This window comes from Sphaerisporangium rhizosphaerae, from assembly GCF_042665155.1.
Taxonomy (GTDB): Bacteria; Actinomycetota; Actinomycetes; order Streptosporangiales; family Streptosporangiaceae; genus Sphaerisporangium; species Sphaerisporangium rhizosphaerae.
The window spans coordinates 12,700-26,342 of record NZ_JBHTCG010000015.1; the positions used below are offsets into that span (position 1 = coordinate 12,700).

At 68.1% G+C, this 13,643-nt stretch carries 13 protein-coding genes; 5 read left to right on the forward strand and 8 right to left on the reverse strand.

What is annotated here, in order from left to right; genetic code table 11:
* Positions 1 to 217: 217 nt before the first annotated feature.
* From ACFQSB_RS22145 to ACFQSB_RS22155, 3 genes are all read right to left on the reverse strand, one after another.
* Entirely contained in the window at positions 218 to 979 is a 762-nt protein-coding gene (locus ACFQSB_RS22145) for an isoprenyl transferase (RefSeq protein WP_380828788.1), read from the reverse strand.
* 274 nt (positions 980 to 1,253) lie between these two features.
* Positions 1,254 to 3,038 (reverse strand): phosphoenolpyruvate carboxykinase (GTP), encoded by a 1,785-nt coding sequence (locus tag ACFQSB_RS22150; protein ID WP_380828947.1) that lies wholly within the window; start codon positions 3,036 to 3,038, stop codon positions 1,254 to 1,256.
* Positions 3,039 to 3,424: 386 nt separating this feature from the next.
* Entirely contained in the window at positions 3,425 to 3,946 is a 522-nt protein-coding gene (locus ACFQSB_RS22155; RefSeq protein WP_354840099.1) for a hypothetical protein, read from the reverse strand.
* A gap of 724 nt (positions 3,947 to 4,670) precedes the next feature.
* On the opposite strand from ACFQSB_RS22155, the gene ACFQSB_RS22160 reads away from it, so the two are divergent.
* Positions 4,671 to 5,282, forward strand: coding sequence for an acyl-CoA-like ligand-binding transcription factor (locus ACFQSB_RS22160; RefSeq protein WP_380828789.1), 612 nt, complete (start codon positions 4,671 to 4,673; stop codon positions 5,280 to 5,282).
* A 164-nt stretch (positions 5,283 to 5,446) separates the two neighbouring features.
* On the opposite strand, the gene ACFQSB_RS22165 is transcribed toward ACFQSB_RS22160, so the two are convergent.
* Complete coding sequence (locus tag ACFQSB_RS22165; protein WP_380828790.1) at positions 5,447 to 5,911, reverse strand: ATP-binding protein; 465 nt, start codon at positions 5,909 to 5,911, stop codon at positions 5,447 to 5,449.
* A 287-nt stretch (positions 5,912 to 6,198) separates the two neighbouring features.
* On the opposite strand from ACFQSB_RS22165, the gene ACFQSB_RS22170 reads away from it, so the two are divergent.
* Positions 6,199 to 7,002 carry a helix-turn-helix domain-containing protein gene (locus ACFQSB_RS22170; protein ID WP_380828792.1) on the forward strand — a complete coding sequence of 268 codons (804 nt, stop codon included), beginning with the start codon at positions 6,199 to 6,201 and terminating at the stop codon, positions 7,000 to 7,002.
* Positions 6,993 to 7,193 (forward strand): DUF397 domain-containing protein, encoded by a 201-nt coding sequence (locus ACFQSB_RS22175; RefSeq protein ID WP_380828793.1) that lies wholly within the window; start codon positions 6,993 to 6,995, stop codon positions 7,191 to 7,193. Before ACFQSB_RS22170 ends, ACFQSB_RS22175 begins: the two co-directional genes overlap by 10 nt.
* Before the next feature lie 105 nt (positions 7,194 to 7,298).
* Here the strand turns inward: ACFQSB_RS22175 and ACFQSB_RS22180 are convergent, their stop codons facing one another.
* Both ACFQSB_RS22180 and ACFQSB_RS22185 read right to left on the reverse strand, forming a co-directional pair.
* On the reverse strand, positions 7,299 to 8,738 hold the full coding sequence (locus ACFQSB_RS22180; protein ID WP_380828795.1) for a hypothetical protein: 1,440 nt from the start codon (positions 8,736 to 8,738) through the stop codon (positions 7,299 to 7,301).
* Positions 8,739 to 8,943: 205 nt separating this feature from the next.
* On the reverse strand, positions 8,944 to 9,552 hold the full coding sequence (locus ACFQSB_RS22185) for a TetR/AcrR family transcriptional regulator (RefSeq protein WP_380828796.1): 609 nt from the start codon (positions 9,550 to 9,552) through the stop codon (positions 8,944 to 8,946).
* A 106-nt stretch (positions 9,553 to 9,658) separates the two neighbouring features.
* Between ACFQSB_RS22185 and ACFQSB_RS22190 the strand changes: the two genes are divergently transcribed.
* Both ACFQSB_RS22190 and ACFQSB_RS22195 read left to right on the forward strand, forming a co-directional pair.
* On the forward strand, positions 9,659 to 10,474 hold the full coding sequence (locus ACFQSB_RS22190) for a nuclear transport factor 2 family protein (protein ID WP_380828798.1): 816 nt from the start codon (positions 9,659 to 9,661) through the stop codon (positions 10,472 to 10,474).
* 230 nt (positions 10,475 to 10,704) lie between these two features.
* The gene (locus ACFQSB_RS22195) at positions 10,705 to 11,076 is read left to right on the forward strand and encodes a hypothetical protein (RefSeq protein WP_380828799.1); all 372 of its coding nucleotides are present in this window, start codon (positions 10,705 to 10,707) and stop codon (positions 11,074 to 11,076) included.
* A gap of 31 nt (positions 11,077 to 11,107) precedes the next feature.
* Here the strand turns inward: ACFQSB_RS22195 and ACFQSB_RS22200 are convergent, their stop codons facing one another.
* Together ACFQSB_RS22200 and greA are read right to left on the reverse strand one after the other, a co-directional pair.
* Positions 11,108 to 12,607, reverse strand: coding sequence for a C40 family peptidase (locus ACFQSB_RS22200; RefSeq protein WP_380828800.1), 1,500 nt, complete (start codon positions 12,605 to 12,607; stop codon positions 11,108 to 11,110).
* 463 nt (positions 12,608 to 13,070) lie between these two features.
* Positions 13,071 to 13,571 carry a transcription elongation factor GreA gene (greA, locus tag ACFQSB_RS22205; RefSeq protein ID WP_354840072.1) on the reverse strand — a complete coding sequence of 167 codons (501 nt, stop codon included), beginning with the start codon at positions 13,569 to 13,571 and terminating at the stop codon, positions 13,071 to 13,073.
* Positions 13,572 to 13,643 lie beyond the last annotated feature (72 nt).

A 13,643-nucleotide genomic window follows, 5' to 3' on the forward strand; every position in this document is an offset into this window, starting at 1 on the left:
CGCCCTGCCTATGAGGTGGTGAGCGGACCGGGCCCGATCGTGCGCCCCCACCTGCGCGAGGCGACGCCGGATCCCGGCCCTCCTCGTCAAAAGGCGACGCAAGGGCGGACCCTCTCCCGAAGTAGGCCGTATGGACTGCCTACTCCTTACGGTACGTCGTGGACGCCCCCTACCCAACAGCCGGACCAGGGCTGATAGGGGGTGTTCACGGGGTGTTTCAGTTTCCGTACCGCCGGTGCCGCGCGGCATACGACCGCAGCGCCCGCAGGAAATCGACTCTGCGGAAGTCAGGCCAGTAGGCCTCGCAGAAGTAGAATTCGGAGTGAGCGCTCTGCCAGAGCAGGAATCCTGAGAGTCGCTGCTCTCCCGACGTGCGGATGAGGAGATCCGGGTCGGGGAGGCCGCGCGTGTAGAGATGCTCCGCGATGTGCTCAACATCGAGGACCTCGACGAGTTCCTCGATGCTCGCGCCCTTGCTGGCGTGCTCCTGGAGGAGGGAGCGCACCGCATCAGCGATCTCACGCCTTCCTCCATACCCAACTGCAACGTTCACAATCAGGCCAGGACGGCGTGATGTCACTTCTTTCGCATCTTTAAGGATGCGAGCCGTGCGATCGGGCAAAAGGTCCAGGGCTCCGACCGCGTTCACCCGCCACCCGCCGGCCACCAGGCCCTGCACGGTGTCCTCGATGATCTCCACCAGCGGGTCGAGCTCTTCCTTGGGCCGCGAGAGGTTGTCGTTCGAGAGCAACCACACCGTGACGATCTCCACGCCGGCCTCGCGGCACCACACCAGCAGCTCGGAGATCTTGTCCGCGCCCTTCTGGTGGCCGTGGCTGACGTCGCGCAGCCCCATGGCCCTGGCCCAGCGGCGGTTGCCGTCCACGACGACGCCCACGTGCCGGGGTATCTGGTCGCCGGACAGCTTGGTCTCCAGACGGCGCTCGTACAGCCGGTACACGAGATCGCGCACGCCCATGGAGACCTCCTCTTCGCCGCCCGTCCGCTGTCGGACGTTGACAACAGGCAATTATCACGTGCCCGGACCCGTGCCCGCCCCCCGCTTTGGGTTGCCGTTGCTTCCCGGAACGGGGAACGGGCGGCGAATGGACCACTTCGCCCCTGGTCGCGCGCTCGACGGCACCCGGTGGACGCCGGTCGGTCAATGTCGGCCGGTCGATGCCGGTCGCCGGGGCACCGTCGCTCGCGCACCGTCGTCGCTCGCGCGCTGACACCCGCTCACGGCCCGAGCGTCATCCCAGGCGGTCAACCAGGGAGTGGTACTCCTTCCACAGCCCCTTCGGCAGCTGGTCGCCGAAGGTCGCGAAGTACTCGGGGATCAGCGCGGCGTCCTGCTTCCACACCTCCCGGTCGACCGAGAGCAACGTGGCCAGGTCCTCCTCGGCGATGTCGAGGCCCTCGGTGTCCAGCGCGTCGCGCGTCGGCAGCAGCCCGATCGGGGTCTCCACGGCGCCGGCCCGGCCGTTCAGCCGCTCGACGATCCACTTGAGCACCCGGCTGTTCTCGCCGAAGCCCGGCCACAGGAAGCGGCCGGAGGCGTCCTTGCGGAACCAGTTGACGTAGTAGATGCGCGGCAGCTTGTCCGAATCGCCCGTCTGACCGATCTTGAGCCAGTGGGCGAAGTAGTCGCCCATGTTGTAGCCGCAGAACGGCAGCATCGCGAAGGGGTCGTGGCGCAGCTCGCCGACCCTGCCCTCGGCGGCGGCGGTCTTCTCGGAGGCGACGTTCGCGCCGAGGAAGACGCCGTGGCGCCAGCTGAACGACTCGGTCACCAGCGGCACGGCCGTCGCGCGGCGCCCGCCGAACAGGATGGCCGAGATCGGCACGCCCTTGGGGTCGTTCCACTCGGGAGCCATGGTCGGGCACTGGGAGGCCGGAGTGGTGAACCGCGCGTTCGGGTGGGCGGCCGGCTCCCCCGAGGCGGGCGTCCAGTCGCGTCCCCGCCAGTCGGTCAGGTGCGCCGGCGGCTCGTCGGTGAGCCCCTCCCACCACACGTCGCCGTCGTCGGTCAGGGCCACGTTCGTGAAGATGCTGTTGCCCCAGAGCGTCCTGACGGCGTTGACGTTGGTCGACCGGCCCGTCCCGGGCGCGACACCGAAGAAGCCGGCCTCGGGGTTGATGGCGTAGAGCCGTCCGTCCTCGCCGAAACGCATCCAGGCGATGTCGTCGCCGACGGTCTCGACCTTCCACCCGGGAATGGTCGGCTGGAGCATCGCCAGGTTGGTCTTGCCGCAGGCCGAGGGGAAGGCGGCCGCGACGTAGCGGGACTCGCCGTCCGGCGGGGTGAGCTTGAGGATCAGCATGTGCTCGGCGAGCCAGCCCTCGTCGCGGGCCATCACGCTCGCGATGCGCAGCGCGTAGCACTTCTTGCCGAGCAGCGCGTTGCCGCCGTAACCGGAACCGTAGGACCAGATCTCGCGGGTCTCCGGGAAGTGGCTGATGTACTTGGTGGAGCTGCACGGCCACCGGACGTCCTCCTGGCCGGGCGCCAGCGGGGCGCCGACCGAGTGGACGGCCTTGACGAAGTCGCCGCGCTCCTCGATCAGCCGCAGGGCCTGGTCACCCATGCGGGTCATGACGCGCATCGAGACGGCCACGTAGGGCGAGTCGGTGATCTCCACCCCCAACTGGGAGATCTCGCCGCCGAGCGGGCCCATGCAGAACGGCACGACGTACATCGTGCGCCCGCGCATGCAGCCGCGGAACAGCTCGTCGAAGGTGGCGCGCATCTCCTTGGGCGCGATCCAGTTGTTCGTCGGGCCCGCGTCACGCGGGTCCTCCGAGCAGATGAACGTGCGGTCCTCCACCCTGGCGACGTCGCTCGGGTCCGATGTCGCCAGGAAGCTGTTGGGCCGCGCGGCGAGTCGCGTGAGCGTGCCCTGCTTGACGAGAAGGTTCGTCAGGCGCGTCCATTCGGCCTCCGACCCGTCGCACCACTCGACGCGGTCGGGGCGGGTGAGCTCGGCGATCTCTCTGACCCAGGCGGCGAGCTCGGCATGGGACGTCGGGGCGGTCATTTCAATGGAAAGTGACACGGAGCCGGCTCCTTACTCTCAGGCCAAACATCATCAACGACGGACCGCGCCGAATCCAATTGGCATAGACCAGTCGTGGAAACAGAGGTTCAAGAGCCCCTCAAAAGAGGAGATCCGGCGCCTGCTATTTCGACTCCGTTCGTGCCGGTGAATTCGGGACAGCCGTCGTCAGCCCTGCGCACTGCCCATCCGGGCGGCGTCATAACGTGCAGGGACCCCGATGGTTTCCCGGGAGTTTAACCATCTTGCCGAAGATTGGAGAGCCGCTTTCCGGCCGGCGGGCCGATCGCCCGCCGGCGCCGGAAGGTGTCATTGGTATAAACCACTGGAAATGGTCTAGGCCATTCAAAAGATTGGTTTGCACCAATCTACGTGGTCACGTCAGGGCCTTCCGAGCGCACGCGGTCGACCTGCTGGAGGGCATCGCGCAGGTCAGCGAGCCAGGTGTCGGTGTGGCCGCCCACCAGGCGGACGCACCAGGCGAGGGCGTCGCTGCGGCTGCGCGCGACCCCGGCGGCGACCAGGGTGTCCAGCACCCGCCGTTCCTGCTGCCTGAGCCGGGTCATCACCGGGATCGAGAGGGTGGTGAACATCACTGTCCGGTCCTCGCAGGAGACGCCCCAGGAGACCTTGCGGCGGAAGCGGTGCTCGGCCTCGCGCGCGATCTCGATGCGGCGTTCGCGGGTCTCCTCGCGGTAACGCCCGATGTGCCCGTCCAGCAGGGCGGCCCGCTCGGCCCCGGACGTCGCCTCGGCGGCCTCGGGCACCGGCAGCGTGCCGATGACCGCGATCTCCTCGCGGTCGATCACGAACTCAGGCTGCCCGGTGAACCACTCCTCCGGCAGGCGTCCGATGAACCATGATGTGATCACTGTTTCGTCTGTTTCCATGTAATCAGGATTACACCCCTACTCGATCGTCTCAAGAGGAGGCCCCCGGCCACTGCCATCTCTTGAAGGCGACTATCAGCTATCCCCGTCGCGCCACCGGCCAAGAACGCCACGGACCTCGCCCCGCCCGTGACCAGCACCCCCGAACAGCCCCACCCCGCCCGACAGGCGAGCGTCCAGCACGGCTGCCCACCCAACACCCCCACCCCGCAAGCACCTGAGCGGTCCGACACTGCTGCCCACCCAACAAACCCCACCCGCATGCGGGTGGGTGCGCCGGCACGGCTGCCCACCCAACAGCCCCACACCGCACCTAGGTGGGTGGGCCGGCACGGGAATCCCACCCAACGACCCCACCCCGCAAGCACCTGAGCGGTCCAACACTGCTGCCCACCCAACAAACCCACCCGCATGCAGGTGGGTGGGCCCACACGGCTGCCCATCCGGATGTTCGTCGCCGACAGCGGGGTGGCGGCTCTGCCAGGCCCCCCTCCGCGGTGACCACCCGGTGCCGCCGCCGAGGACGGCCATCCACCGCACCACCCCGGACCACCACAGGCGCCGCGACGGTGTGAAGGGGGTACGGCGAAGTCGGCGCCTCGTACGGCGAAGTCGGCGCCTCGTACGGCGGAGTCGATCCTCGTACGGCGAAGTCAGTCCTTATGCGGTGAAGTGGGCGCCTTGTGCGGTGAAGGTCCGTCTGGGGTCACGCGAGAATTGGAAGATGAGCTCTCCCGCGAACGCCCAGCAGCGGTATCCCGGCCTCCGCGAGCGCAAGAAGGCCAAGACCCGGCGGACGATCCAGGAGCACGCCATGAGGTTGTTCGTGGAGCAGGGCTACGACAGCACCACGATCGAGCAGATCGCCGAGGCCGCGGAGATCTCGCCGAGCACGTTCTTCCGCTACTTCCCCACCAAGGAAGACGTGGTGATCCAGGACGACTACGACCCGGTGATCGCCGCCGCGTTCGTCGCCCAGCCCGCCACGCTCACCCCGCTGGCCGCGTTGCGCGCGACGATCCGCCAGGTCTTCGACGAGGTGTTCCCCCAGGAGAAGGACACGATGCTGCGGCGCATCGAACTCGTGTGGTCGATCCCCGCCCTGCGCGCCCGTCAGGTGGAAGGACAGATCGCCACCATGGCGACGCTCAGGAACGCCATCGCCCAGCGCACCGGTGTCCCGGAGGACGACTTCCGGCTGCGCGTGTTCACCGGCGCGGTCATGGGCGCCTGGATGGCCGCCATCGAGCTGTGGATCGAATCCGAGGGAACCGAACCCCTCGCCGACCTGATGGACCGCGTCCTCGGCCTCCTCGAAGAAGGCCTGCCCCTCTGAGCCGGTCCTACCTTGCCGCCGGCCATGCCGAGAAAATAGATGATCTCGATCACGAGCAGCCCGGCGACGCCGCCCAGCGCCCATCGCCGCCAATGACCCTTCGGCGCGAACACCTCACCTGACGGCGCCGGAGCCACCGCGATAGCCGTTCACCCCGTCGTCCGCTAGACGACCGCGTCCCAGGGGAGGTTCCCTTCTCCACCGCTGCCAGAGCCATCGTGGTGTCGTGCACTGGAGTGACTCCAGCGGGCCCAGACGGTTTTGCCGGTGGCGCCGGTCAGCGGGGTGACGCCGTGACCGTGGGCGAGGGCCGCGACGATGGCCAGGCCGCGCCCGTGCGTGGAGTCCAGCCCGAGGTCCAGGCGGTGCGGCTGTCCGGGGCCGTGATCGGTGACCCACACGAACAGGTCGCCGTCCCCGGCCCACAGCGAGACCCTGATCGGTGGCTCGCCGTAGGAGATCGCGTTCGCCAGCAGTTCCCCGACGACCAGGGTCACGTCGTCCGCGAGACCGGACAGCTTCCACCCGCCGAGAGCCTCCTTCACCATGGCGCGGACCTTGCCCACGACCGAGGCGTCGCCCGGGATCTCCCAGCAGGCGACCCGAAGACCGTCCGACATCTGCGACATCGGCACTCCTTGCCGTTGTAGTGATGGTGGGAAATTCGGGTAATGCCTGTCGTTCGCACGCACAAAACGGACCCGCTATCGACGGACCGACGTATTCGGCCAGATTTGTCCGGCCGCAAAAACGCGGAAAGACCCCCGCGCCCTTCTCTCGTACGACGGAACTCCACAGATGCCCCTTACCCCTTCCCATGTTCCCTACCAGCGTCTTAGGGTCCGGCCGCAGAGGCCGCGTGTACCCCGGAAGGGTGACCTCGGCGACGATTCCGTGAACACCTGTGAGGGGCATCGTGAACGGCAACCGCATGACACCGCTCGAATTCTTCGCCAGGGAATTGCGGCAGGCCCGCGAGTCCGCCGGCCTCAGCCAGGCCCAGCTCGCCACCGCGATCGTCGGCTACTCGCCGTCCTTCGTCGCCATGGTCGAGACCGCCCGCAGAGTCCCCAAGCCCGACTTCGCCGAACGCTGCGACCGCACCCTCGAAACCGGCGGCATCCTCACCCGCCTCGCCCAAGACCTCGTCTGCAAGGCCATGCCTCCGGAATGGGTCGGCAAGTGGTTGCTGATTGAGGGAAGAGCGACGTCACTGCTCTGGTACGAGCCACTGCTCGTGCCCGGGTTGCTGCAGATCGAGCCCTACGCCCGCGAAGTGATCGCGAAATCGGGAAGGCAGTACGACATCGACGACCAGGTGGAGGCACGACTGGCCCGTCAGCGAATCCTGAACGGGGACACACCGCCCATGTTCGTCATCGTTCTGGACGAGGGAGTGCTGCGCCGCCCGATCGGCGGGCCTCAGGTGATGCTCGACCAGATCACGCATCTGCTGGAAGTGGCGAAACGTCCCAGGGTCGTAATTCAGATTGTGCCACTCGATGCCGGTGCTTATCCTGGCCTCGCCGGGCCCCTTGTCGTCACGACTTTCGAGGGACGCGAGGTCGTCTACGTGGACAATGCGCTGAGTGGTGATGTCATCGAACACGCCCCCGACGTAGCGGCTCTGAAATGCCTGTGGGAATCCCTGCGAGCCGAGGCGCTTCCGGCACGACCATCCATCGAGCTGATGACAAAGGTGGCAGAGACATGGAAGTGACCAACCTGCACTGGCGCAAGTCGTCGTACAGCAGCGGCAACGGTGGCGCCTGCGTGGAGGTCGCGTCCATCACCGGCGGCTTGGCGGTACGAGACAGTAAAAACCCAACCGGACCCACGTTGCGCTTCACCTCCGACGAATGGCACACCTTCGTTCGCAGCCTCAAGAACACCGAACTCACCAGCGAGTAACCCCCGGGGGCATCAGCGCCGCCCCGAGTGGTGGCGGTGCCGATACAAGAAAATCCGAAGCCGGGGGCCGTTCGGGCCCCCGGTGCGGGCAGGTGGACCCCGTACTCAGCTCGGTGTCAGGCCGACCAGCTCGATGTCCCCCGTCATGAAGGCCGTGAGGAAGCGCTCGCGGCCGACGAGCTGGAAGATCTGGTCCGCGTACGCGCCGCTCTCGGCGTAGCCCAGCGTGGTCTTCCTGACCGGCGGGACGAGTTGCCCCTCGACCCCCATCATCAGCCGTTTCGTGGACGACTCGCTCCCGTTGTCGATCATCCAGTTGAACACCTCCCTGGTGACCACCTCGATGAACCCCTCCTTGATCACCATGGGCCTGCGCACCTTGTCCGTCTGCGCGAGGAGGTTCGGGTGGATGAGGTTGTGCGTCATCTCGTGGACGATCGTCTCGATGGTCTCCCAGCGCGCCTGCGACTCCGGCCGGTCGGTCCTGAACTCGGTGACCAGACCGACACCGCCGCCGCCGTCCGCGCCCGCGTGGGAGTTGGAGCCGATGTGCTGGAAGAAGTAGACCGCGAGCTTGCGCGCCGTGGAGTTGTCGGCGATCCACTGTCCGAGCGTCTTGAACAGGAAGACCCTGTCGTCCGAGCGCATGGAGTCGTATCCGGCGAGAGTGAAGATCGACTTGCCCGCCGAGGTGTCCTCGCCGACCACATAGGCCCGGTTCATCAGGTGCTTGACGAGGTCCTGCTCGCTCGGCATCGTCCTGGTCTTGTCGTAGATCTTCGAGAAGTAGTCGAACCCCGTGAAGAAGGGACCGTCCTCGCGGGCCGCCGCGTACGGCTGGAGCATCCGCCAGGCCACGGCCTGGGCGAGCCGCGCGATCAGCCCGAGATCTTCCCACCGCTGGAATCTTGGTTCCTGCCCCGCCTGCCGTCGCCACTGCACGACATGGTTCACCAGGAGGTTCTGCAGCTTCGGCAGGAGCTCTTTGCGGAGAAGGTCCTTGTCGAGCGGCGGCGTCTGATCGCTCGGCCCGCTGGAGGCGCCGGGCCCGCTCGGGACGTTGGACGGCGGAGGGCTGTAGCAGGCGGCGGCCTGCTGCCGCACCTGGTCGGGAAGCCGGGCCACCTTCGCCTTCAGCGCCGCCCGCAGCCACCCGGTGCGGCCGAGCACGTGAAGCTCGAACTCGGCGTGGTTCGGGGCGGGCATCACCGGCTCGGCGGGGATGTTGCGCACCAGCCACGTCAGTGCCCCCTTGAAATCGAAACCGGGGACGGCCGCGCGGTTCTCCGCCAGCAGATTGACCGCGTACAGCAGCCAGAGGCGCAGTTGCGTGTCGGTCAACTCTTGGGCGAGGGCGGGGTCGTGACCGGCGATCCGGTAGATCCTGATGAGCTGGGCCGTCACTTCCTGGTCGCCGAAGCCGAGCACGTCGCCATGCTTGACGTTGACCTGGAGCGGCGGGAGGTCCAGAGTCCGGTTCACCGGCTGATCTCGCTGGACGACCGCCAGGGCGTCGTCCATGGTGGGGATCTTCGGAGTGGTCACACGTCCTCCTGCCGCCGGCCATTGGTACGTTCCATCAGATCCCACCCCCGCCGAAATCGAGCTAACAATTCGGCGGCACTTACGCGGCCGTCATTTCGACCGTCCGGACACACTAACCGCGCGAAATCCGGTCTCGACCCCCGAGTATGGATATGTCCGTACAGCGGAGCACGAATAGATAGACCATTTACGAGGATTTGCACCATTAGCGACGATCGTCCAAGCGCAGGCCGTTCATGAGGAGGGCGAGCAGGCGGTCGGCCTGGGCCGGGCCGTCCGCGGCGTCCTGGACGGCCCAGGCGATGGCGCCGACCAACTTCAGCACATCCGCTTCGTCCGCGTCGGCGGCGATCACGCCCGCCTCACGTGCCCTCGCCAGCAACGCGGCTCCCACCTTGAACATCTCGGCATGCCAGGTCGACACCAGGCCGTTCCCGCGGTCCAGCGCCGAGTTCATCACGGCGGCCGCGAGACCCCGGTAGGTCAAGGAATGCGTGAGGGCGGCGCGCAACCACGTGAACAGCGCGTCGAATCGGTCCTCGGCACTCAGCAACCCGCGACCGAGGTCGACCAACTCGGCTATCTGCTCGCCGAGCACCGCCTCGATGAGATCCAGTCGCGTGGGGAAATGCCGGTACAGCGTTCCGCTGGCCACCCCTGCCCGCCGGGCGATCTCGTCCAGGGAGGCGTCCACGCCGTGCTCGGCGAACGCCCGTCGCGCCTGCTCGACCAACTGCTCGTAGTTGCGCCGGGCGTCCGCGCGCTTCGGACGTCCGGCACGCGGCCGCGATTCGTGGCCTGCCAGCGCGATCACCACACCCTTGCTAACCGGGGACACAGTCCGGTAACGTCCTCGCCTAACCGGACCATGTCTCACTTTAACGACGTGATCCACCTTACGGCATGGAGGGCCGCCCCCTATGGCGCTGTCGGAGCAGGACCGAATCGACATCAACGACCTGATCAATCTCCACGGCCACCTCACGGACGCGGGCGCGCTCGATGAGGCACTTGAGCTGCTCACTCCCGACGTCACCTATGACGTGGGCGACCTCGGCTTAGGCGCGTTGCACGGGACCGCGGCCATACGTGACGCGGCGCTCGCGTTGGGCGACGCCAACCCGGTCGGCCACCACGTCACCAACATCGTGATCACTCAGATCGACGAACACTCCGCGAGGGCCCGGTCGAAAGGGATCGGCATCAAGGCCGACGGAACCGCCGGCAGCGTCGTCTACGACGACGTCATCACCCGCCGGCCCGACGGCTGGAAGATCCACTACCGCAAGGTGACCGCCAGGCGAGCACCGCTCGGCGGGCGAAAGCAAGAAGCCGGCCCGCACGAGGTTCTGGAACGCTGGCGCCAAGCCTCCATCAGCCAGTCGGCCGACGACATGAGCCGTCTGTACGCGGCCGACGCGGTCCACGAGTTCCCGTTCACCGCCCCCGGCCTGCCGTCCCGACTTGAGGGCCGGGACGCGATCGTGACCTGGATCGCCGCGGGCTGGAAGGCCAACCCGCTGAAGTACGAGCGTTACCGCACTCTCGCCGTCCACGACACCGGCGATCCAAAAACGATCATCGTCGAGCAGGAGGCCATCGGGACCGGAGCCGCCACCGGCGAGTTCACGCTTCCCAACATCGTCGTGCTCACCGTGCGCGAGGGGCAGATCGCACGCCTGCGCGACTACGTCAACATCCCAGCGGCCACAGCCGCCCTGGGCCACAAAGCGTGACCGCCCCATCATCCCGAACGCATCCCGCGGCTTACAGCCCGACCGTCTGGAGTCCCAGGCGACGATTCCCCGGACGATTCCGATGCGTCTCATTACCGTGGCCGCGTGCTGAGCAGCTATCAGGAGATCCGCGATCGGTCCACAGTGCTCGTCAACCTCGAACGCGATCTGGAGCACGTGTTCGGAGAGGGCTGATTGCGATGACCGCGAGTGTGCCGACTCCTCGCCACGTGACGTTCCGTGTCACCCTCGAGAAGACGCTCGACACGGATATCACCGTTTGGGGGGCCGATCCCGTCGACGGCTCCATCCGCTCCGGAGTGAGCGGCCGCACACTCGCGGAGCTGTTCGAAGAGGTGGAAGCGGTAAAGCACTTCGTCCTTGACGTGCCCGAAGACGTTCCCGTCTCGGTGGAGTACGTCTACGAGATACCAGGCGTACCGCGAGAGCTCTTCGCCTCCTATCAGGAAGAGCGCGCCCATCTGCGCAGGATGGCCGTCGAGGTGGCGACCCGGCTGCGTCAGGCGGGTGTCACCGAAGACGACAGTGCGATGCTCCTTGGGCTGCCGGGTTCGCGGTCCGGGCACCTTCAGCGGTCGTGAGGACCGGTCAGCCGGCGGTCGTGAGGGTCCGTCAGCGGACGCGGGCGGCTACGTAGGGGCTGACGCGGACGACGCCGGCCAGGTTTCTGGTGTTGACGGGGGAGAACTTCACGACGTCGCCGGTGCGGGGGGCCTGCAACATCTTGCCGTTGCCCCAGTAGATGGCCACGTGGGAGATGTAGCCAGGGTTCGTCGGGTCGCTGCGCCAGAACAGCAGGTCTCCCGGCTGGGCCTGCGACAGGGGGATCTGCGGTCCTGTCACCCACTGCTGGTGGGTCACCCGCGGCATCCGCACGCCCGCCTGGGCGAAGGCCCACTGCACCAGGCCGGAGCAGTCGAAGGTGTCCGGTCCCTCGGCGCCCCAGACGTACGGGCGGCCGAGCTTGCTCGCCGCGGCGGTCAGGGCGACGCGGAGCTGGTCGGCGGACATGAACGCGCTGGCCGGCCAGTTCGTGCGCGACTGGGTGGGCGGGGTGAGCACCGGGTTGATCAGGGCGACCTGGCTGCCCTTGGGCAGGACCTTGAGCAGCCGCAGGCGCAGCCGGGTCGAGTCGACGCCGGGCGCGCTGACGACCAGCGCGTTGTCCTTGGGGATGCCGAGCGACGTGGCCACATCCCGCGAGACGACGGCATTGATCATGCCCATGCCCATGGTCGCGTACGCGCCGACGCGCAGGCTCCTGCCTCCCCCGTTCACCGTGGAGCCCAGGGCCACCCCTCCGTCGCTGCCCAGGGTGAAGGAGACCGCCACGTCTCCCGCGGCGACGCTGTTCCACAGGACGTCGGAGCGGGCGGTGGCACGGGGAGTGTAGGCGCGGAAGGTCGAGGGGGCGACCCCCATGGTCTGCACGCGCTTGCCGTCCATCATGACGTCGGCGGCGTCCACGACCTCCACCGCCCTGACGCCCTTGCTCGCCTTGACCCTGCGGACGCTCGCCGCCGACAGGGAGCGCGGCGCGACGACGAACAGGTGCGGCCTGCGCAGGACGCTGAGCGGCGCGACCTGGGTGTTCGTGGCCGTCTGCGGCGGGTCGCCGGCGGGGAGCTTGCGCGAGCCGTCTGCGGAGGTGGAGCCGGTGGAGGAACCTCCACCGGAGGCGGAGCCGTTCGCCGCCGGAGCTCCGGCCGTGGGCGCGGTGGCGGGACCGCCTCCGGCACCCGTGGCGCCGGGGACGCGCGTCGTCGCGGGGGCACGGGTGACGGTGAGGCCACGGGCGGCGGGGAGGTAGCCGGGGACGCGCTGCCCGGCCTGCACGCGGGCCGCCGCGGCGCTCCGCGCCTCCCTGGCGCTCAGTTCGCCGAAGACCGTGAGGTCGGTGGCGAGCACGGCGACCAGCCCGGTGGCGACGACCGCGACCGTGCGGCGGCGCAGCCTGGCCCTGGCGCGGCGCCGGCGGGGAATGCGCGGGTGGTAGCTGAGGTCCTCGCGGACCTCGGCCAGCGCGCCGCTCAGGTAGCCCTGGACGGACCCCAGGCTGCGGGTGAGGGTCTCTCGGACGGCGGTCGAGCCACGCGGTCGCCGATCGAGCACCTTCTCCCCCTTCTCGCCGTCATCTCTGCCGTCGCTGCCGTGGTCACCGTCGTTGCCGTGGCCACCGTGGTCCGGATGCCGAAGCCGTCGCCGGCCACCGAAGCCGTGTCGTGCGGGCACCAAAGAGCGTGCCGCATGTCCGCCGGAACGTCCAGGTGGTTCCGGAGGGTCGCGCCTAAGTCGTCCCGTCAATGCCCGATTGTCCCTGACCCCGGGCCGGGTGTCCGGCGTTTCGCCGTCAAGCCCTGCGGTGGCCCGCAGGCCTGACAGCGGCGATCCGCCGGAGCCGGGCTCCGGCGGATCTGGATGGACGATGGATCAGGGCGCGGACGCCCGTGCGCCCGCCGGACGCGGCCGGCGGCCTGCCTTCGGGCGAGAACCCCGCCTGACCGGCCACCGGACGCGGACCGTCCGGCGCTCGGACGCGGGATGCGGGCCGACCGGCCGACCGGTGCGGGACGGCTCAGTTGCCGATGTAGGGGACGGCTTCGAGGATCTCCACGGTGTTCTGCCGGCCGTTGGGGAGGGTGTAAGTGGCCCTCTCGCCGATCTTCTTGCCGTTGATGGCCGCGCCGAGCGGGGAGCGGGGCGAGTAAACGTCGATCGGGGCGCCGCTCTCCTCGCGGGATGCCAGCAGGAAGGTGACCTCGTCGTCGTCGCCGTCGAACCGGATGGTCACGGTCATACCGGGACCGACGACGCCTTCGGCGCGGGGGGCCTCGCCCACCCTCGCCTGGTCGAGCAGCTGGCGGAGCTGGAGGATGCGACCCTCCATCTTGCCCTGCTCCTCCTTCGCGGCGTGGTATCCGCCGTTCTCCTTGAGGTCGCCCTCTTCGCGGGCGGCTTCGATCTTCTTGGCGATGTCGACGCGCCCGGGCCCGGAGAGATGCTCAAACTCCGCCTTCAGGCGGTCGTACGCCTCCTGCGTCAGCCAGGTGACGTTCTCTTGGCGGGAGTCGACCACGGGTTCTCCTTGCGTACTCGTGAGAGTTGCGAGCGTCCGAATTCCGGGAGACTAACAAATTAACCCGGTCGG

Bases quoted from the DNA above. Each gene is read 5' to 3' on its own strand.
- ACFQSB_RS22160 (WP_380828789.1), top strand. From the start codon at position 4,671: ATGAGCTCTCCCGCGAACGCCCAGCAGCGGTATCCCGGCCTCCGCGAG.
- ACFQSB_RS22150 (WP_380828947.1), bottom strand. From the start codon at position 3,038: ATGACCGCCCCGACGTCCCATGCCGAGCTCGCCGCCTGGGTCAGAGAG.
- ACFQSB_RS22155 (WP_354840099.1), bottom strand. From the start codon at position 3,946: ATGGAAACAGACGAAACAGTGATCACATCATGGTTCATCGGACGCCTG.
- ACFQSB_RS22175 (WP_380828793.1), top strand. From the start codon at position 6,993: ATGGAAGTGACCAACCTGCACTGGCGCAAGTCGTCGTACAGCAGCGGC.
- ACFQSB_RS22165 (WP_380828790.1), bottom strand. From the start codon at position 5,911: ATGTCGCAGATGTCGGACGGTCTTCGGGTCGCCTGCTGGGAGATCCCG.
- ACFQSB_RS22145 (WP_380828788.1), bottom strand. From the start codon at position 979: ATGGGCGTGCGCGATCTCGTGTACCGGCTGTACGAGCGCCGTCTGGAG.
- ACFQSB_RS22190 (WP_380828798.1), top strand. From the start codon at position 9,659: ATGGCGCTGTCGGAGCAGGACCGAATCGACATCAACGACCTGATCAAT.